General features: G+C 47.0%; 16 protein-coding genes. 12 read left to right on the forward strand and 4 right to left on the reverse strand.

Annotated features, from left to right (window positions below; translation table 11 throughout):
- Nucleotides 1-3: 3 nt before the first annotated feature.
- Both MPHASIOC01_RS15440 and bamA read right to left on the reverse strand, forming a co-directional pair.
- Nucleotides 4-273, reverse strand: coding sequence for a hypothetical protein (locus MPHASIOC01_RS15440; protein ID WP_353612882.1), 270 nt, complete (start codon nucleotides 271-273; stop codon nucleotides 4-6).
- 40 nt (nucleotides 274-313) lie between these two features.
- Nucleotides 314-2,737, reverse strand: a complete 2,424-nt coding sequence (gene bamA, locus MPHASIOC01_RS15445; protein ID WP_353612883.1) for an outer membrane protein assembly factor BamA — start codon at nucleotides 2,735-2,737, stop codon at nucleotides 314-316.
- Nucleotides 2,738-3,241: 504 nt separating this feature from the next.
- On the opposite strand from bamA, the gene MPHASIOC01_RS15450 reads away from it, so the two are divergent.
- From MPHASIOC01_RS15450 to MPHASIOC01_RS15460, 3 genes are all read left to right on the forward strand, one after another.
- The gene (locus MPHASIOC01_RS15450; RefSeq protein ID WP_000427623.1) at nucleotides 3,242-4,246 is read left to right on the forward strand and encodes an IS110-like element IS4321 family transposase; all 1,005 of its coding nucleotides are present in this window, start codon (nucleotides 3,242-3,244) and stop codon (nucleotides 4,244-4,246) included.
- 662 nt (nucleotides 4,247-4,908) lie between these two features.
- A complete protein-coding gene (locus MPHASIOC01_RS15455; RefSeq protein ID WP_353612884.1) occupies nucleotides 4,909-6,516 on the forward strand; it encodes a sensor domain-containing diguanylate cyclase in 1,608 nt (535 codons plus the stop codon).
- A gap of 397 nt (nucleotides 6,517-6,913) precedes the next feature.
- Nucleotides 6,914-7,177, forward strand: a complete 264-nt coding sequence (locus tag MPHASIOC01_RS15460; protein ID WP_156519114.1) for a hypothetical protein — start codon at nucleotides 6,914-6,916, stop codon at nucleotides 7,175-7,177.
- 336 nt (nucleotides 7,178-7,513) lie between these two features.
- Here MPHASIOC01_RS15460 and MPHASIOC01_RS15465 read toward each other — a convergent pair whose 3' ends face one another.
- On the reverse strand, nucleotides 7,514-7,912 hold the full coding sequence (locus MPHASIOC01_RS15465; RefSeq protein WP_064600852.1) for an H-NS family nucleoid-associated regulatory protein: 399 nt from the start codon (nucleotides 7,910-7,912) through the stop codon (nucleotides 7,514-7,516).
- A 766-nt stretch (nucleotides 7,913-8,678) separates the two neighbouring features.
- On the opposite strand from MPHASIOC01_RS15465, the gene MPHASIOC01_RS15470 reads away from it, so the two are divergent.
- Nucleotides 8,679-9,152, forward strand: coding sequence for an L-alanine exporter AlaE (locus tag MPHASIOC01_RS15470; protein WP_064600853.1), 474 nt, complete (start codon nucleotides 8,679-8,681; stop codon nucleotides 9,150-9,152).
- Nucleotides 9,153-9,317: 165 nt separating this feature from the next.
- Here the strand turns inward: MPHASIOC01_RS15470 and MPHASIOC01_RS15475 are convergent, their stop codons facing one another.
- Complete coding sequence (locus tag MPHASIOC01_RS15475) at nucleotides 9,318-9,662, reverse strand: DUF2002 family protein (RefSeq protein WP_064600854.1); 345 nt, start codon at nucleotides 9,660-9,662, stop codon at nucleotides 9,318-9,320.
- A gap of 163 nt (nucleotides 9,663-9,825) precedes the next feature.
- Here MPHASIOC01_RS15475 and MPHASIOC01_RS15480 point away from each other — a divergent pair, with 163 nt between their 5' ends.
- From MPHASIOC01_RS15480 to proX, 8 genes are all read left to right on the forward strand, one after another.
- Complete coding sequence (locus MPHASIOC01_RS15480; RefSeq protein ID WP_231889223.1) at nucleotides 9,826-10,155, forward strand: glycine zipper domain-containing protein; 330 nt, start codon at nucleotides 9,826-9,828, stop codon at nucleotides 10,153-10,155.
- Between the two features lie 211 nt (nucleotides 10,156-10,366).
- The gene (gene nrdH / locus MPHASIOC01_RS15485; RefSeq protein ID WP_353612885.1) at nucleotides 10,367-10,609 is read left to right on the forward strand and encodes a glutaredoxin-like protein NrdH; all 243 of its coding nucleotides are present in this window, start codon (nucleotides 10,367-10,369) and stop codon (nucleotides 10,607-10,609) included.
- The gene (gene nrdI / locus MPHASIOC01_RS15490; RefSeq protein ID WP_064600856.1) at nucleotides 10,606-11,007 is read left to right on the forward strand and encodes a class Ib ribonucleoside-diphosphate reductase assembly flavoprotein NrdI; all 402 of its coding nucleotides are present in this window, start codon (nucleotides 10,606-10,608) and stop codon (nucleotides 11,005-11,007) included. The genes nrdH and nrdI overlap by 4 nt, the downstream gene beginning before the upstream one ends.
- Nucleotides 11,008-11,057: 50 nt before the next feature.
- Nucleotides 11,058-13,139 (forward strand): class 1b ribonucleoside-diphosphate reductase subunit alpha, encoded by a 2,082-nt coding sequence (gene nrdE, locus MPHASIOC01_RS15495; RefSeq protein ID WP_353614945.1) that lies wholly within the window; start codon nucleotides 11,058-11,060, stop codon nucleotides 13,137-13,139.
- 9 nt (nucleotides 13,140-13,148) lie between these two features.
- Nucleotides 13,149-14,111: a class 1b ribonucleoside-diphosphate reductase subunit beta gene (gene nrdF / locus MPHASIOC01_RS15500; RefSeq protein ID WP_064600858.1), complete on the forward strand. Its 963-nt coding sequence runs from the start codon at nucleotides 13,149-13,151 to the stop codon at nucleotides 14,109-14,111.
- A gap of 511 nt (nucleotides 14,112-14,622) precedes the next feature.
- The gene (gene proV / locus MPHASIOC01_RS15505) at nucleotides 14,623-15,825 is read left to right on the forward strand and encodes a glycine betaine/L-proline ABC transporter ATP-binding protein ProV (RefSeq protein ID WP_064600860.1); all 1,203 of its coding nucleotides are present in this window, start codon (nucleotides 14,623-14,625) and stop codon (nucleotides 15,823-15,825) included.
- On the forward strand, nucleotides 15,818-16,909 hold the full coding sequence (gene proW, locus MPHASIOC01_RS15510) for a glycine betaine/L-proline ABC transporter permease ProW (protein ID WP_353612886.1): 1,092 nt from the start codon (nucleotides 15,818-15,820) through the stop codon (nucleotides 16,907-16,909). Before proV ends, proW begins: the two co-directional genes overlap by 8 nt.
- Nucleotides 16,910-17,048: 139 nt before the next feature.
- Nucleotides 17,049-18,044 (forward strand): glycine betaine/L-proline ABC transporter substrate-binding protein ProX, encoded by a 996-nt coding sequence (proX, locus tag MPHASIOC01_RS15515; RefSeq protein ID WP_064600864.1) that lies wholly within the window; start codon nucleotides 17,049-17,051, stop codon nucleotides 18,042-18,044.
- Nucleotides 18,045-18,318 lie beyond the last annotated feature (274 nt).

Consider the following 18,318-nt stretch of genomic DNA (forward strand, 5'->3'; position numbering starts at 1 on the left):
ATTTTATGCTGCTTTACTATTGCGCCGCGCCGTCATCAGATAGCGGTTGAAAAGTGCCGTCAGTGGGTTAGCGCAACCGAAGCAGGCCCCTGCCCGGGTTGAATAACGGTAGCGTCCGGCAATTTTCCGTGCCTGAATCTCTCCCGACCGCATCCCTTTTTTTATCTCGTAATAAATAACTTTTCCGGATGTGCCCAGTGCGCGGTTAATCGCCTGGGCATCAGAAGCAGGATGTTCCCGTAAAAACGCGTACAGTTGCTCATAACGTGTCATCACACTCTCCTCATCATTCATCACGTATCCCCCGTTATCATTACCAGGTTTTTCCGATGTTAAACTGGAACTGCTCTGATTTATCGCCACTGTATTTTTTCACCGGCTCAGCATAAGAAAACACCAGAGGCCCGAGCGGAGACATCCATTGCAACGCCACCCCGGCAGAAACACGGATATCACCCGGGTCGCTGTAATCCGGGATCCCGGCACTTTCGGTTTGTGCGGTATTTTTCCAGGTGGTACTCCATACCGAACCCGCATCAACAAATAGCGAGGTACGCAGGGAATCCGCGTAACGGTCATTCACAAATGGCGTCGGTACAATCAATTCCGTGTTCAGTACTGCCATGGCATTGCCGCCCACGGCATCTGATGAAGAATCAAGCGGGCACGCACTGTAGCTACTTTCGGAACCATTACACTGGTAATAAGCCGCCTTTGGCCCAATCGTGTTGGAAGAAAACCCGCGTACAGAAGACGAACCACCCGCATAGAAATTGTCATAGAACGGCACAACATGCCCATTCAGGCCCGCCGCGTAACCCGCCCGCAGCCGCTCCATCCACACCCAGGTTTTACTGGCGGATAACGGGACATACTGAGTGGTATCAAAAGACAGTTTGTAATAACTGTTATCAGAACCCGGCACTGTCACTTTACCGGTCAGGCTGGTTTTATTACCCGACTGCGGGAAATAGCCCCGGTTCAGGTCATTGTATTGCCAGCCCAGGCTGGCAAAGTAATCATTGCCGCTATAACTTGCTCCACTGTCGCCATCTTTTGTCACCACCTTCGGGTTAATATTTTGCGAACTGAGGTAATTCCAGATGGTCAGTTCCGGATCCATGTTGGTTAAACGGTTATGAACATAATCCAGCCCCAGGTTCAGGCGGTTATTCTCACTGATGGGAAAGCCCAGGTTGCCACCTAAACCGTAACTTTGCAGGTTATAACTGGCTTCATCAGAATCAGAGGCATCATAGCTGTTATAAAAAATCTTCCCGCCAAGGCTCACCCCATCCGGGGTAAAATAAGGGTCAGTAGCAGACAGTTCGACATAAGACTGGTAACTGTTGCGTGTGCCACTAAAACTCACTGTGTTACCTGTTCCCAACCAGTTATCCTGGGTGACACCCAGTTGGTAACTCACGCCGCTGTCTGTTCCATAGCCCAGTCCCACATTAAAAGATCCTGTATTACGTTCTTTCACGGTGTAGATAACGTCAACCTGATCGGCCGTGCCGGGAACCGGGCGAGTTTCAGTATCGACTTTCTCGAAGAAACCCGTCCGGTCAAGCCGTGCTTTTCCCTGTTCCACACTTTCGCTGTTCAGCCACCCACCTTCCATTTGCCGCATTTCCCGGCGCAGCACCGAATCACGGGTGATGTCATTTCCTTTGAAAATGATACGGCGCACAGTAAATCGCCGCCCGGCATCCACTTGCATATGCAGAACAACCCGGTGAGTGGTGTCGTCAATCTCAGGCTGGGTTCGGACAACCGGGGAAGCGTAGCCATATTTTCCCAGCAGTTTTTTAATGGCTTCTTCTGCCTGGGTAATCTTCGCGCCACTGTATAAAGAACCTTTGGGAAAGGTGGCCAGCTTCTCTATCTCGTTGCTGTGCCCGGCCAGATTGCCTGTCACCAGGGTGCTGTCAATCTGGTAACGGGCACCTTCACGCAGGTTAATGGTGATATAGAGTGATTTTTTATCCGGGGTCATACTGACCTGGGTGCTGTCTATGGCAAAGCGTGCGTAACCGCGGTCGAGGTAATAGCTACGCAATGTTTCTAAATCGCCTGCCAATTTTTCTTTCTGGTATTTCTGATCTGCCAGCACGTTCCACCAGGGAACATCGTCCCGCAGTTGGAAATTATCCAGTAACGTTTGCGTACTAAAAGCGTGGTTACCAATCAGGTTTATCTGGATTATTTTTGCTGACACCCCTTCCTGAAACACAAATTTCAAATCAACCCGGTTACGGGGCAACGGCGTAACCACCGCTTTTACTGTTGCGCTGTATTTACCCACACTGTAGTAAAACGACTGCAATGCCTGCTCCATTTCAGAGAGCGTATTGCGGTCAAGCGCACTGCCAACGGTAATGCCCGATGCATCCAAATTTTGTTTCAACAGATCATCTTTAACCGACTTGTTCCCGGCAAAACTGATGCTGGCAATGGTCGGTTTCTCTTTCACCTGCACCAACAAGGTAGAGCCATCGCGGGAGATGGCTACATCTTCAAAATAACCGGTAGCATAGAGCGCGCGAATCGCATTACTAATGTCCTGATTGCTGACATCATCTCCCTGATGAACTGGCATACTCAGTAATGCAGCTCCGGGCGTTACTCGCTGTAATCCTGTGAACTGAATATTGTTCACGATGGTGCCTTCTGTCGCCCAGACAGTCACTGTCGGCAGCAATAAACTCACAAGCAAGTAATGCCTAATTTGCATAATCTCTTCACTATCCAGCAATGGGTTTTCTGTACACAGCAAATCCACCTGCCAGCTAAGTTATTTTTGGTAGCAAGTGAGGAAGTGCTGACAGTTTCATGAAGCCGAAAAGTAGCGAGGAAAAATGGTGAAACAATGAAGAAAAAATGAATGAAATAATAGTTCTCACATAATCTAAAATAAAAAAATATTTTATCAAACATCAGTGAACTTTCATCATACAGATTTGTCTTAACGCCCCCTGTGAAATGAATAGTCATTAATCATCTTACTTATCATGATGCCAGAATAATTTTTATCACCTGTGCTAATTTACCAGCCGAGTTTTAAAATGAAATGATATCGCTGGCAGGTATTGAACTGTTGTACAAAAGGCGACAGGGTTTAAAAGAATACACTTAGATTAAATATATAACACCACAAAGCATATTCATATTTAATGAGATGGTCACTCCCTCCTTCCCGGTACTATGCTGAGGACAGGCTTTCATTCGGAGAACTATCATGGAAAACATTGCGCTCATTGGTATCGATCTGGGTAAAAACTCTTTCCATATTCATTGCCAGGATCGTCGCGGGAAGGCTGTTTACCGTAAAAAATTTACCCGGCCAAAGTTGATCGAATTTTTGGCGACATGCCCCGCTACAACCATCGCAATGGAAGCCTGTGGCGGTTCTCACTTTATGGCACGCAAGTTGGAAGAGTTGGGGCATTCCCCAAAGCTGATATCACCACAATTTGTCCGCCCGTTCGTTAAAAGCAATAAAAACGACTTTGTCGACGCCGAAGCTATTTGTGAAGCTGCATCGCGTCCGTCTATGCGTTTTGTGCAGCCCAGAACGGAATCTCAGCAGGCAATGCGGGCTCTGCATCGTGTCCGTGAATCCCTGGTTCAGGATAAGGTAAAAACAACCAATCAAATGCATGCTTTTCTGCTGGAATTTGGCATTAGCGTTCCCCGAGGAGCTGCCGTTATTAGCCGACTGAGTACCATTCTTGAGGACAATAGTTTGCCTCTTTACCTCAGCCAGTTATTGCTGAAATTACAACAGCATTATCACTATCTTGTTGAGCAGATTAAAGATTTGGAATCCCAGTTGAAACGAAAGTTGGACGAAGATGAGGTTGGACAGCGCTTGCTGAGCATTCCCTGCGTCGGAACACTGACAGCGAGTACTATTTCAACTGAGATTGGCGACGGGAAGCAGTACGCCAGCAGCCGTGACTTTGCGGCGGCAACAGGGCTTGTACCTCGGCAGTACAGCACGGGAGGTAGGACGACATTGCTGGGAATTAGTAAGCGAGGTAATAAAAAGATCCGAACTTTGTTGGTTCAATGTGCCAGGGTATTCATACAAAAACTGGAACACCAGTCTGGAAAATTGGCCGATTGGGTCAGGGATTTACTGTGCCGGAAAAGCAACTTTGTCGTCACTTGTGCTCTGGCAAACAAGCTGGCCAGAATAGCCTGGGCCCTAACGGCACGACAGCAAACTTATGTAGCATAACGGCAGAAATACACCGGTTTAAAGAATTACTGATCTGGTTTTGCGAATACTGATATTGATGATACTAACGGCCCACCGGCCTGTTGAGGAACCTGTAAAACGGAAAGGCTCATTGAAGCCGTATATTTTCTGGAGGTTCATCAGGCGCGGAACTCATCAAGGCGCGGGAATAAAATCCCATTCAGACGCCGGATAGATTCAAGCAAGCCAACTTGTCGTCAAAATCGGTGTTGCAAAAACGGGAGTGACCATAGATTCTCCGTTTTCTCATCACTATTCCTCATTATGATTCATTTCACCAGAGTAAATTAACTTGCTTTTTCCTGGTTAACGCCAGCCTCCCAGGTTTGGCTTTAAACCATTGAACAGCACAGGGAGGTAAGTTATTTATTCTGGCATTTTCATTCCTAACCAATAAGTTGACTTTGCCCACCGCCTGGTGGGCTTTTTTTTGCCTGAGATGAAGCGCAGTTGCGGATTCACGATTTATGACTCAAAATCAAATCAATAGCACTTTTTGATGCTTTTTCACTCAAGAAACAACTCGCAGTGCCGAAAACGTTAATGGGAGCGTAACGCGTTTCCAGAACCCCGGTCTCAATGGCAACACATAAGAAACGTTAACTATGGTGTCATATAAACTGGTTAATTTAAGAAATCTCATGATAGCTTTGTCTGTTGGCAGCGTGCTGGCAACGGCAGTGATATTGCTTGTCCTTGTTTACCGGTTCCAGAGTGATGATTTACGCCGCACTATCCTGTCAGATAACACCCAGTCATCACAAAAACTTGCTGAAAGTATTAACCATTATTTCCTTCAGGCACAACATGCACTGGCCTGGAGCGTACAGAATGTACCGGATGCAACCCAGCGGGTAAATCTGGCCCAGGAAGCCCGGCGGCTGTACCAGCAATCACAACTTTTCAACCGGGTTGCTGTCGTCAATGAACACAATGTCATTGATGCCATTTTCCCCGCAATGCCTGGGGATAGCCATAAACCGCTCAATTCACCGGGCAGCCTGAGTGCACTGCAAAGCCGCAAGCCACAAATTAGCCTGCCGTATATTTCAACCGCGAATAATTTTGTTGTTCTGCTCAGCTATCCGCTCAGCTCTCCGCAAGGGCAGCCTGTTGGTTACCTCGCTGGCGTAATTTATTTACACAAAGACAGTGAACTGAACCGGTTGCTGAAAAGCTATCACTACACCCAGGGCAACCAGGTTCGCATTGAAACACCATCAGGAGCTGTTATCTACGACAGCAGCCGTACCCCGGGAGATACATCGGCTCTGTTCGATGAACCCAGTTTATCTGAACGCCTGCTAAAAAGTGCTTCCGGATCATTTGAAGGGGAAATCCACCACCAGACCGCGCTTATCAGTTATTCAACCGTTAATTCCACGGGATGGAAAGTGGTCATTTATTCACGCCAGACAGCAGTCAAAGCAATGATGGCATCGTCTATCAGTCTGTCTGCCGGGGTGATATTCCCGGTAATTGTGTTGATTGCCTTAACTGCAGGCTATCTTGCCTCACGCATATCAACACCACTCACTCGCCTTGCACGGGTAACAGAAAAATTTCCCGCCGATGAAAAACTCAAAAACATTCTCAATATCAACGTCTGGTACTATGAAGCAAAAATATTACGCAAAGCAGTTTATAAAAGTTTGCGGGCGATGAAATACACCGTATCCCGTTTAAACAATGATGCCATGACGGACCAACTCACCGCGCTATACAACCGCCGTGGATTAGTTGAAAAAATGCGTGACTTATCGACCAACAATAATATTATCATCATGCTTGATATTGATAATTTTAAACATATCAATGATAAATATGGGCATGATATTGGCGACCGAACATTAGTCACGCTGGCAAAACGTCTCAAAAGTCTTTGCCGCAGCAGCGATATTATTAGCCGTTTTGGCGGAGAAGAGTTTGTTGTTGTTTTACCCGGCTGCCCGTTTGATACCGGGGTAACCATTGCCGAGCGTATTCGCTTTGGTGTTTCTGGCTACCACGATGAAGGTATTCCTGTATTCACCGTTTCGGTTGGTGTTTGCGGTATGACGGAAATGTCCAGCGAACAGGTTGATCAGGCCATTAAACTGGCTGATATTGCACTGTATGCGGCCAAGGAAGCTGGCCGCAATTGTGTGGTGACCAATCATAATGGGCAATTGCGCCGTTACCCACAAGGGAACTTGTTGGTTCAACCACCACAAGAAGTTGTAGTGGGGAAAGCAACATCTAAAATCTGACAGCATCAGATTGATATATACCCTCATACTTAACGGATAATTTAATTTAAAGCAATGCAATTTCAAGGAGCTAATACTTTATTAGAATAAACTGAATCACGAAACAACGACACAATAAAAAACAAATCATGAACCAAAGTAAAACAGCAATTATATCTGTTATATATTCACAGCGACTTAAAGTAAATTAAGCAATAATACTGGTGTTATTTATTATGTCTTTGCTATATTGAAACTTCACCTGGAGCCTTCAGTTTAATGCGAAGCCTGCAGTATTCTCTTTAAGCTGATGTATAGGATATTTTTAGCAAATAGCTTTATCCGGACACTTTAAGTCAAATTATCACACAGGTCATTCGTTTTATACGGCTGACCGGTAATGATGTCAGGATGGTTAATGATGAGAATAGACAGCGTACAATCTGGTTTTCTCGCGACAGGCAACAACCTTGCCAGCGACACATCAGCAAGACAACCTCTGGGTATAGAACGTAGCAGTGGAAACTGGTGTCCACAGACAGGGATGTGGCAAATGACTAACATCACAGCCAGTGCCATTGTGGGTATTCAGAAAGGGGCAATGATGCCCTGGCATCATGGACAGTCGGCTAACTGGCGACTGGTGAGTTATGACTACACGAGTGAAGATGCAGCATCCTGATTATCCACAAGGGTGGTGAACACACATTGTTTTGCCACCCTTGTGGATTCGTTACTGACCCGAAATATTCCCACTGCAAATCTGTTTTACTTTTTTCGCTTGTGGCTTAATCCAGACCATTCATACTTTCTGGAAGATATAACAGAACTGATAACAATATCCTGCAATAACAGTCTGCATCAGCATTTTTCTCACAAACAATCCGCATCTGTCCGCCGAGAAAAATCTTTAGCCATAAAGATGATTTCTTCTGACTTTTCTTTTACCACAAACCGTAAAACATGATTGTACATGAGACCGCTGCGCAGTCTCACCAGGAGGAATATCGTCAGGCTGTCAGATTAAGAAATCTTCTAATGATTTACCCTGTTCCAGCGCCTGTGCAATAGGTTTTGGAGTACGCCCCTGACCGGTCCAGGTTTTTACTTCACCATTGGTATCAGTGAAGCGGTATTTAGCAGGGCGGGCGGCACGTTTTGTTCCTGAACCTTTACCACCTGTCGCTTCCATTAATAATGAGGGATCCAGGCCATCCTCTTCCATCAGGCTCAGAATAAGATTAATTTTCTCTTCTCTTTCAGCCAGAACCTCAGCCTGAGCCTGTTGTTCTTCACGCTTTTCTTCAGTGACGATCCTGACTTTTTCCAGAATATCTTCAAGCACGTCAGTGGAGAAATCGCGAGCCATGGCACGCAATGTGCGGATGTTATTTAATTTTTGCAACTCAACAGTCATTATAATTAGCCACCTTTTACTCAAATAAATAGAAGCGTTATTTTAAACATTAAAACTAATACATTTCAAGACCACATAAAAATAACACTAACTCAAGTCAACATAATTATAAAACACAGCAATACTAAACCACCAATAAACAGAAGGATTAATCTTGTTTTTTAGGAAAAATACATACCCCATATCCGGGCTACAGATCAAAAAAATAGACAGTCCATATCCAGTTCAGATTACAGTGATGGTAGTAACGAGTTCATCGCAATAAGCCAAATGCTGATGCATATTTTTGTCCGACACGCTTCTCTTATTTTTATCCCGGTTTGTAGTCAGTTCAGTAACAGCATTGCATAACCAGTCATTTTTAAGAATAGTTATTCATCATAACCATCAGAATAAAAAACCAAAAAACATTGAAAAACAAGAAATAAAAAAACAAATGTTAAAAAACAACCAAACAGAAAGCATTTCACACTGGATCCAGTAAAAATATGTTGTACCGTTTCATTACCCCTCCATAAAGCCATCATTCAATTTATTGATAAATAACAAAAATATCATCAAACCTGGAGTTTAATGACATAACCCGCTCAAAAATCATTACTGTAGCGAATTTTATGGACAAACCGCACTAAAATAAAAATTTTACGCTAATTGCCGTTTTCAATGCAGTCATATAATCTGGTCAAGCCAGTAAAAACCAAACGCATAAACCATAAACAAACAATCAGTCAGCACTTATAGCCAGATTTAACAAGGAACCAGTAACATGTTCTCGCCACATTCACGCCTGCGTCACGCGGTTGCAGACACCTTTGCAATGGTGGTGTATTGCTCTGTTGTTGGCATGATGATTGAAATATTTATCTCCGGGATGGATTTCCGTCAGTCTCTGTCATCACGCCTGGTGGCCATTCCGGTTAACATGGTTATTGCCTGGCCATACGGGCTCTATCGCGACAAAATAATGGGTTATGCGCGCAGAGCGGGCGGTGGTAAAAAAATAAAGAACCTGGCGGATATGTTTGCCTACGTGACATTCCAGTCACCGGTTTATGCCGCCATCCTGTTTACTGTTGGCGCTGACTGGCATCAGATTGTGGCAGCGGTGAGTTCAAATATGGTCGTATCTATGATGATGGGTGCGGCTTATGGTTACTTTCTCGATTTCTGTCGCCGGTTATTCCGTGTGGTTGATACACAGCAACCCGCTCACGCTGAAATTTCAAACGCAGTACAGTAAAGCAGACAGGACAATCCGCAGCAAACAACCAGCAGGCTCTGTGCACCTGCAAGCTAACAGCACGGGCGGAAATAACTGCCCGTTGCTGGTAACAGACTAATACCAGAGTGTATTTACTGAATAAATACTTGCCTGGTATTACCCTTCACAAGAAAAAAATGTGTTTTATTCCGCCTGGCCAAACAAGCCAACTAAATAACGTTCCAGGGCAATGCGTGAGCTAAAACCATGGGGAATGCCATAATGTGTTTGCGCATCTCCACCCAGCCACAACGGGAAATGTTTATACAATTCGCTGGTTTTTATATCTGATGCAGGTTCCGCCAGTGTGTGACTGCGCTCTTTCATTGCCGGGTGAATAACCAGTGCAGTGCGACCCATCCTCGCTTCCCGGTTTACATAAACATAATTCTCTCCACGGCGGTATCCATATGCCCCCCGCTCCATGCTGTCCATAATAAAACCAGCTTTCTCCAGAACGCGTGCCACCTCATCGGGTCGTAAATACATTGTGCTTCCTCATCCTCTCGTAACAGCTTCGCAACCATACCGCATGGCTACAAGGAGATGCTTTCAGAATAGTCCAGAAACCGCCTTTTACCGCAGTTTCTGCCAGAAAAACGGCATTCTGGCGTCTACACTGTTATCTGAATCACTTAAAAAAGGAGGTCCTGTGCTTAGAAATACCAAACAGAAGACACTTCAAAACGCACCAGAAAACCAGGCAATGCAGGATGAAATAACAAATATCGCCAGTACGCTGGAAAAAGTGCTGGACGCCTGGGACAGTGATGCAAAAGAAGAGCGTGACAGCATTAAGCACCATGCTACACGTTTACTCAGTGAAACGCGCGCCCGCCTTAATGGGCATAACCGCCTGCAACAAGCCACGCGCGATGCCGCTCATCATACGGATGAATGGGTGCACAACAAGCCATGGCACAGTATTGGCCTGGGCGCAGCTGCGGGGGTGATTGTCGGCGCACTGCTGACACGAAAATAAAGCCTTCACACAACCCGGCAACTACGCCGGGTTGACCTCTGTTCCACCAGTGGCGACTGCACAAACACCCGGATCATTCACGCCCTGCCTAAGCACCATATATTGTATGGTTGATAAAAATAGTAACTACATCTAGTATCAGAAACACAAGAGCTCACCCACCGCTGTGCGTAAGGGTGTTTTTTTAACTCCTCATATGAGAATGCGAATCATGAGCATTAGTATTTACAAAAAAGAAAACTGTGTACAGTGCCATGCCACCAAACGCATGCTGGCACAACGTGCAATACCCTTTACTCTGATTGATATCGATACCCACCCTGAATGCACTGGCTGGTTAAAAAGCCAGGGCTTTCTCCAGTTACCGGTTGTCATTACCGATACCTTGCGCTGGAGCGGCTTCCGCCCGGATATGATTAATCGCCTGCATTCACAGCCGGGGACTGGCGCATGAGTAATCTGGTGTATTACTCCAGTTCATCGGGAAATACACGGCGGTTTGTCGAACGCCTTGCAATACCCGCACTGCGTATCACCACACCGCCACATCCAATACTCTATGTCCGCGAGCCTTTTATTTTGATTGTGCCCACTTATGGCGGAGGCGGGACTAACGGAGCGGTTCCAGCCCCGGTGATTCGGTTTCTGAACCAACCAGAAAACCGGCATTTGCTCAAGGGAGTAATCGCTTCTGGCAACCGAAGTTTTGGTGCCGGATTCTGTCTTGCCGGCAAGGTAATCGCTGAGAAATGCCAGGTGCCCTGCCTGTATCGATTCGAATTACTCGGAACACCTGAAGACGTCGAAAACGTGAGAAAGGGAGTAAAACAATTTTGGCTACAGCAACGATAACTGCAACCACAGCAGCATCCCGTGACCAGGATTACCACGCGCTTAATGCCATGCTGAATATGTATAACAGCGCGGGACAATTACAACTGGATAAAGACAAAGCAGCAGTGGAAGCATATTTGCACCAGCACATTACGCCTGCCAGACGCACTTTCGCGGGCCATGCAGTTCGGCTAAAAACACTGGTTGATGAGGGGTATTACGATGGTGAGATGCTGGCACAATATACCCAGGAAGAACTTGTCACCCTCTTTGCTGCTGCCGACCAGAGCGGATACCAGTTTGCGACCTTTCTTGGCGCGTGGAAGTTTTATAACAGCTATGCCCTGAAAAGCTTTGATGGCTCACAGTATCTGGAAGATTTTCCCCAACGAGCCTGCATGGTCGCACTGACCCTGGCCCGGGGCGACGCTCGTTTTGCCACACAGATACTTGCCGAGATCCTCACAGGCCGCTTCCAGCCTGCCACGCCAACATTCCTTAATGCTGGCAAACAGCAGCGTGGTGAACTGGTTTCCTGTTTCTTGTTACGCATCGAAGACAATATGGAATCCATTGGACGGGCCGTTACTCACGCGTTGCAGTTATCCAAACGTGGGGGTGGCGTGGCCTTTGTATTGTCTGCATTACGTGAAGCAGGCGCACCAATAAAAAAGATTGAGAACCAGTCTTCCGGGGTCATACCTGTGATGAAAATGCTGGAAGATGCATTCAGTTATGCCAACCAACTGGGCGCCAGGCAAGGTGCCGGAGCGGTATGGTTACATGCGCACCATCCCGATGTTTTACGCTTCCTGGATACCAAAAGAGAAAACGCTGATGAAAAGCTGCGTATCAAAACCCTGTCTCTGGGCGTGGTTATCCCGGATATCACTTTTCGGTTAGCCAAAGAAGATGCGCAAATGGCACTGTTTTCACCCTACGATGTTGAGCGGATAACCGGAAAGGCGTTTTGCGATATCAGTATCAGCCAGCACTATGATTCACTGGTAGCCGACACACGCATTCGCAAACACTGGGTTCGGGCTCGTGATTTTTTCCGTACTCTTGCTGAAGTACAGTTTGAATCGGGTTATCCCTACATCATGTTTGAAGACACCGTTAATCGGGCCAACCCGATTGCGGGTTATATCAACATGAGCAACCTGTGTTCTGAAATATTGCAGGTTAACCAACCCTCTGTGCTGGCAGAAAACCTGGATTACCTGCACACCGGTAAAGATATCTCCTGCAATCTTGGGTCGCTTAATATTGCGCACACAATGGATTCCCCCGATTTTGCCCAAACTGTTGAAACAGCCGTCCGGGCACTGAGCGCAGTTTCAGATTTAAGCGTTATTGAGTGTGTACCCTCGGTAATGGCAGGAAACGCATCGGCTCATGCAATTGGGTTGGGGCAAATGAACCTGCATGGTTTCCTGGCTCGTGAAGGAATTGCCTATGGCTCGCCAGAAGCCATTGATTTCACCAATATCTATTTTTACAGCATTGCATGGTATGCGTTGCGTGCGTCCAACCGGCTCGCCCGCGAACGAAACCAGCGTTTTGCCGGGTTTGAACAGTCTCAATACGCAAGCGGTGAATATTTCCAACGTTACACCAGCAAGTTGTGGCATCCAGAAACAGCCCGGGTACAGCAATTGTTTGACCGTGCGAATATTTGCATCCCCGACCAGTCAATGTGGTGCCAGTTGCGTGACGACATTATGCGCGATGGGTTATATAACCAGAATTTGCAGGCTGTCCCACCCACTGGGTCTATCTCCTATATCAACCACGCCACATCCAGTATTCACCCGGTCATTGCCCCTGTTGAAATACGCAAGGAAGGGAAAACCGGCCGGGTCTATTACCCGGCACCGTTTATCAACCAGAGCAATATGCATCTTTATCAGGACGCCTGGCAAATTGGTCCGGAAAAAATAATTGATACCTACGCAGCGGCCACACAACACGTCGACCAGGGATTATCGCTGACGCTCTTTTTCCCGGATACCGCAACCACCCGTGATATCAACAAAGCGCAAATTTATGCCTGGCAAAAAGGGATAAAAACCCTCTATTACATTCGCCTGCGCCAACAGGCATTAGCCGGAACAGCAATCGACGGCTGTGTCTCCTGTACGCTGTAAGGAAAAACCATGAATCCACAACGCCCTGTTAGTGCAATTAACTGGAACCGGTTAATTGACACCAAAGACCTGGAAATCTGGAACCGCCTGACAACTAATTTCTGGTTACCGGAAAAAATACCGTTAGCCAATGATTTACCATCGTGGCAGACGCTGAGCCATGAAGAACAAATATTGACCATTCGTGTCTTTACCGGATTAACACTGCTTGATACCGTGCAAAACACGGTGGGAGCCCCCAGCCTGATGCCCGATGCCCTGACGCCTCATGAAGAAGCGGTACTCTCCAATATCAGTTTTATGGAAGCAGTACACGCCCGCTCCTACAGCGCTGTTTTTTCTACCCTGTGCTCAATGCAGGAAGTGGATGCGGCATACCAGTGGAGTGAAGAGAACCCCTGGCTGCAACATAAGGTTGAGTTAATACTTAAGTATTATCGCGGGGAGTGCCCATATCGTAAGAAAATTGCCAGTGTTTGTCTGGAATCATTTTTATTTTACTCGGGATTTTATTTACCTATATTCTGGTCTGCCCGGGGGAAATTAACTAACACGGCAGATCTTATTCGCCTTATTATTCGTGATGAAGCCGTACACGGATATTACATTGGTTATAAATATCAGCAGATGGTGGCACCACTGAATCACCAGAGGCAGCAAGAACTTGAAAACGAAGCAGCAGACTTGATTATGGACTTATATGATAATGAGGTTTCTTATACACAAAGTTTGTATCAGCAGTCTGGGCTGGTGGATGAGGTTACTGCTTTTCTTTGTTATAACGCCAATAAGGCCCTGATGAATCTGGGCTATCAGGCACTGTTTCCTGCATCAATGTGTGACGTCAACCCAGTAATTTTGTCGGCACTGTCGCCTGCCGCAGATGAAAACCATGATTTCTTTTCGGGTGCCGGATCTTCTTATGTCATTGGGAAAAGCCAGCAAACCGAAGATGAAGACTGGAACTTTTAATTAACATATTGCCGGGAAAAGTGTCAGGCTTACCCGGCCACAAGTCACCAGGTGTGCACTATACCTGAATACAGGCAGGTGGAAGAACTACCTCCCATCCAGCGTAATATTGCAGCTTTTATTGGGTACATTCGTACCAGGTTACGGGTAAAATATTACATACTCAGGTTAACAAATATTTACTATTACAGCTGTATTACACACCTGAATATGTTTCTACTATAGTCACCTCATTTTACGAACTGAATCATGCAGTTCTCTGGCAATATCCGCCTAAAACCTGAACATTGTATATACTGACAGCACAGATCTTGCAGAAAATTGGCAGCAACCGCGCTACGTCCTCAGCCCTTATATCACGGGGTTTGTGGAAAAATATTCAGCCATGGATCACACTTTCATAAGGGAATTAAGGGTTGTCTCAAATCCTGAGTATGTTAGGGTATAGGCAACTAATATTTTCACCAGGACATCTATAGCATTTAAACAATAACAGGAAAACCATTATTACATGGCAATTAAATTAGAAGTTAAGAACCTTTATAAAATATTTGGCGAGCACCCTAACAGGGCTTTCAAATATATAGAGCGCGGTTTATCAAAAGAAGAAATTCTTGCCAAAACCGGTCTCTCACTCGGCGTTAAAGATGCCAGTCTGGCCATTGAAGAAGGCGAAATATTTGTTGTTATGGGCTTATCCGGCTCGGGTAAATCCACATTAGTCCGCCTTCTCAATCGTCTGATTGAACCCACCCGCGGTCAGGTATTGATCGATGGCACTGACATTGCCCAGGTTTCAGACGCAGAATTGCGTGAAGTGCGCAGAAAGAAAATTGCGATGGTCTTTCAGTCCTTCGCGCTGATGCCGCACATGAATGTACTGGAAAATACCGCTTTTGGTATGGAGCTGTCGGGAACACCAGTTGCTGAGCGCGAAGAGAAAGCGCTTGATGCGCTTCGGCAGGTTGGGCTGGAAAACTACGCACACAGCTACCCGGATGAATTATCGGGTGGTATGCGTCAGCGTGTTGGTCTGGCTCGGGCTCTGGCAATTAACCCGGATATTCTGTTGATGGATGAAGCGTTTTCCGCGCTCGACCCATTAATTCGTACTGAAATGCAGGATGAACTGGTTAAGCTCCAGGCCAAACACCAACGTACTGTGGTGTTTATCTCCCATGACCTCGATGAAGCGATGCGCATCGGCGACCGTATTGCCATTATGCAAAATGGTGAAGTCGTGCAGGTCGGCACGCCTGATGAGATCCTCAATAACCCGGCAAACGATTATGTGCGCACCTTCTTCCGTGGTGTGGATATCAGCCATGTGTTCAGCGCTAAAGATATTGCGCGCCGTTCACCAGTTGGTCTGATTCGTAAAACGCCCGGTTTTGGGCCCCGCTCAGCAATTAAACTGCTACAGGATGAAGACCGCGAATATGGCTACGTGATTGAACGTGGGCAAAAATTTGTCGGTATCGTATCAATTGACTCTCTGAAAAAAGCGCTGTCTGAAGGCCAGGGGCTGGATGCCGCCTTACTGGAATCACCCACATCTGTACCAGGAGAAACGCCTCTTAATGAGCTGCTCTCTACCGTGGGCCTTGCACCTTGTGCGATTCCTGTTATCGACGACAACCAACACTATCTCGGCATTATCTCTAAAGGGACACTGCTGAAAGCCTTAGACCGGGAGGGAGCAACCAATGAGTAACGCAGCAAATCCATGGGATGCCAGTGGCGCAACCACTGATGCCGCAAGTAGTGCCGCAAGTAATGCAGCATCTTCAGCGGATGCATGGGGCACACCAGCTTCATCAGGAGGTTCCAGTGGTGCGGCTGACTGGTTAAACAGCGCGCCAGCCCCCAAACCCGAACATTTTAACTTTATGGACCCGTTCCATAAGACGCTGATCCCACTCGATAGCTGGGTCACTCATGCTATTGACTGGGTTGTGTTTCATTTCCGTCCGGTATTCCAGGGCATCCGTGTTCCGATTGATTATATTCTGAGCGCTTTCCAGCATTTACTGACAGGTATGCCAGCGCCAGTGGCAATTCTGATATTTGCCTTAATTGCCTGGCAGATGTCAAACCTGGGCATGGGTATCGCCACCGTGATTTCGCTGGTTTTCATCGGTGCCATCGGGGCATGGTCTCAGGCAATGGTGACACTTGCACTGGTGCTTACCGCATTATTGTTCTGTGTGGTAATAGGCCTGCCAATGGGAATTTGGCTGGCTCGTAGCCAGAGAGCGGCAAAAGTTGTCCGTCCAATACTGGATGCCATGCAAACCACTCCGGCGTTTGTTTACCTGGTGCCTATCGTTATGTTGTTTGGTATCGGTAATGTACCTGGCGTCGTCGTCACCATTATCTTTGCACTGCCGCCGATTGTGCGCCTGACAATTCTGGGAATTAACCAGGTTCCGGCAGACCTGATTGAAGCTGCCCGCTCCTTTGGTTCCAGCCCGCGTCAGATGCTGTTCAAAGTGCAGTTACCACTGGCTATGCCCACCATTATGGCTGGTGTGAACCAGACACTGATGCTGGCGTTGTCGATGGTGGTCATTGCATCAATGATTGCTGTAGGTGGTCTGGGGCAAATGGTTCTGCGTGGCATTGGCCGCCTCGACATGGGTCTGGCGACGGTTGGTGGTGTGGGTATCGTTATTCTCGCCATCATCCTTGACCGCTTAACGCAGTCAGTTGGCCGCGATGCTCGCAGCCGGGGTAACCGCCGCTGGTATACCACTGGCCCGGTGGGTCTGCTGGCCCGCCCATTCATCAAGAAGTAACACGCACAACAAGTCCGGGCAGCTCTGGCTGCCTGAGACTGCATCAGTACCTGGATAAACGTGTTATTCCAGGCTCAACACATCATCGAACCAACCAGCTTATTGGTTTTCGGTCTCTCATGACAAAAAAGGAATAACGATGCGACATTCTGTTCTTTTAGCCACAGCCTTTGCCACACTCGTTTCCACCAGCACCTTTGCGGCGGATTTACCGGGTAAAGGCATCACCGTTAAACCGGTTCAAAGCACTATCTCTGAAGAAAGCTTCCAGACATTGCTGGTAAGCCGCGCACTGGAGAAACTGGGTTACACCGTAGACAAGCCCAGCGAAGTTGACTACAACGTGGGTTATACCTCTATTGCCAACGGCGATGCCACATTCATGGCGGTGAACTGGAAGCCCCTGCATGATGACATGTATAACGCAGCAGGCGGCGATAAAAAATTCTACCGCAAAGGGACTTATGTAACCGGTGCCGCTCAGGGTTACCTGATTGACAAAAAAACGGCTGAGAAATACCACATCACTAATATTGCACAGTTGAAAGACCCAAAACTGGCGAAACTGTTCGACAGCAATGGAGATGGTAAAGCAGACCTGACGGGCTGTACGCCTGGCTGGGGTTGTGAAGCGGTAATTAACCACCAGCTCAAAGCTTATGATTTGACCAATACCGTAGTACATAATCAGGGTAACTACGCTGCAATGATTGCGGACACCATTACCCGTTATAAAGAAGGCAAACCGATTCTGTACTACACCTGGACACCTTATTGGGTAAGTGACGTGCTGGTGCCAGGCAAAGACGTTGTCTGGCTACAGGTACCGTTCTCTTCACTGCCTGGCGCACAGAAAGGTGTAGATACCAAACTTCCCAACGGCGCGAACTATGGCTTCCCGGTTAACAACATGTACATTGTTGCCAACAAAGCCTGGGCTGAGAAAAACCCGGCAGCGGCAAAACTGTTCTCTCTGATGAAACTGCCTATTGCCGATATCAATGCTGAGAATGCCATGATGCATGAAGGCCACTCTTCCGAAGCAGATATTAATGGCCATGTTGATGGCTGGATTAAAGCTCACCAGTCTGAATTCAATGGCTGGATCAAAGCCTCACTGGCTGCCGCAAAGTAAAACGCCGCCACTCAGAACCTCCCTTCACGGGAGGTTGAGTCTGATGACAAACCTCATGTCCGCACAGAACGAGAGGATGTCGCCCAATAACAAACCAGGAAAATCAATTTATTGATTTTCGGCTGCTAACTAAAAAGAAGGAAAAACCACGCTTTTTCCTTCTTTTTCATCAATCTGAACCTCCCTTTCCAGGAGGTTCTTTTTTTCTCCCACACCACAAACCGCACGTTCTGCTACGCGATAATCAGAGCAAATTGTTTCCCCTTCACTAATC

Source organism: Mangrovibacter phragmitis, from assembly GCF_040429585.1.
Lineage (GTDB): Bacteria > Pseudomonadota > Gammaproteobacteria > Enterobacterales > Enterobacteriaceae > Mangrovibacter > Mangrovibacter phragmitis.

What these genes read in the sequence shown, in the direction of transcription:
- MPHASIOC01_RS15470 (WP_064600853.1), top strand. Translation starts at nt 8,679, where the DNA reads ATGTTCTCGCCACATTCACGCCTGCGTCACGCGGTTGCAGACACCTTT.
- MPHASIOC01_RS15465 (WP_064600852.1), bottom strand. Translation starts at nt 7,912, where the DNA reads ATGACTGTTGAGTTGCAAAAATTAAATAACATCCGCACATTGCGTGCC.
- proV (WP_064600860.1), top strand. Translation starts at nt 14,623, where the DNA reads ATGGCAATTAAATTAGAAGTTAAGAACCTTTATAAAATATTTGGCGAG.
- MPHASIOC01_RS15475 (WP_064600854.1), bottom strand. Translation starts at nt 9,662, where the DNA reads ATGTATTTACGACCCGATGAGGTGGCACGCGTTCTGGAGAAAGCTGGT.
- bamA (WP_353612883.1), bottom strand. Translation starts at nt 2,737, where the DNA reads ATGCAAATTAGGCATTACTTGCTTGTGAGTTTATTGCTGCCGACAGTG.
- MPHASIOC01_RS15460 (WP_156519114.1), top strand. Translation starts at nt 6,914, where the DNA reads ATGATGAGAATAGACAGCGTACAATCTGGTTTTCTCGCGACAGGCAAC.
- nrdH (WP_353612885.1), top strand. Translation starts at nt 10,367, where the DNA reads ATGAGCATTAGTATTTACAAAAAAGAAAACTGTGTACAGTGCCATGCC.
- nrdI (WP_064600856.1), top strand. Translation starts at nt 10,606, where the DNA reads ATGAGTAATCTGGTGTATTACTCCAGTTCATCGGGAAATACACGGCGG.
- MPHASIOC01_RS15455 (WP_353612884.1), top strand. Translation starts at nt 4,909, where the DNA reads ATGATAGCTTTGTCTGTTGGCAGCGTGCTGGCAACGGCAGTGATATTG.
- proW (WP_353612886.1), top strand. Translation starts at nt 15,818, where the DNA reads ATGAGTAACGCAGCAAATCCATGGGATGCCAGTGGCGCAACCACTGAT.
- proX (WP_064600864.1), top strand. Translation starts at nt 17,049, where the DNA reads ATGCGACATTCTGTTCTTTTAGCCACAGCCTTTGCCACACTCGTTTCC.
- MPHASIOC01_RS15450 (WP_000427623.1), top strand. Translation starts at nt 3,242, where the DNA reads ATGGAAAACATTGCGCTCATTGGTATCGATCTGGGTAAAAACTCTTTC.
- nrdF (WP_064600858.1), top strand. Translation starts at nt 13,149, where the DNA reads ATGAATCCACAACGCCCTGTTAGTGCAATTAACTGGAACCGGTTAATT.
- MPHASIOC01_RS15440 (WP_353612882.1), bottom strand. Translation starts at nt 273, where the DNA reads ATGACACGTTATGAGCAACTGTACGCGTTTTTACGGGAACATCCTGCT.
- nrdE (WP_353614945.1), top strand. Translation starts at nt 11,058, where the DNA reads ATGCTGAATATGTATAACAGCGCGGGACAATTACAACTGGATAAAGAC.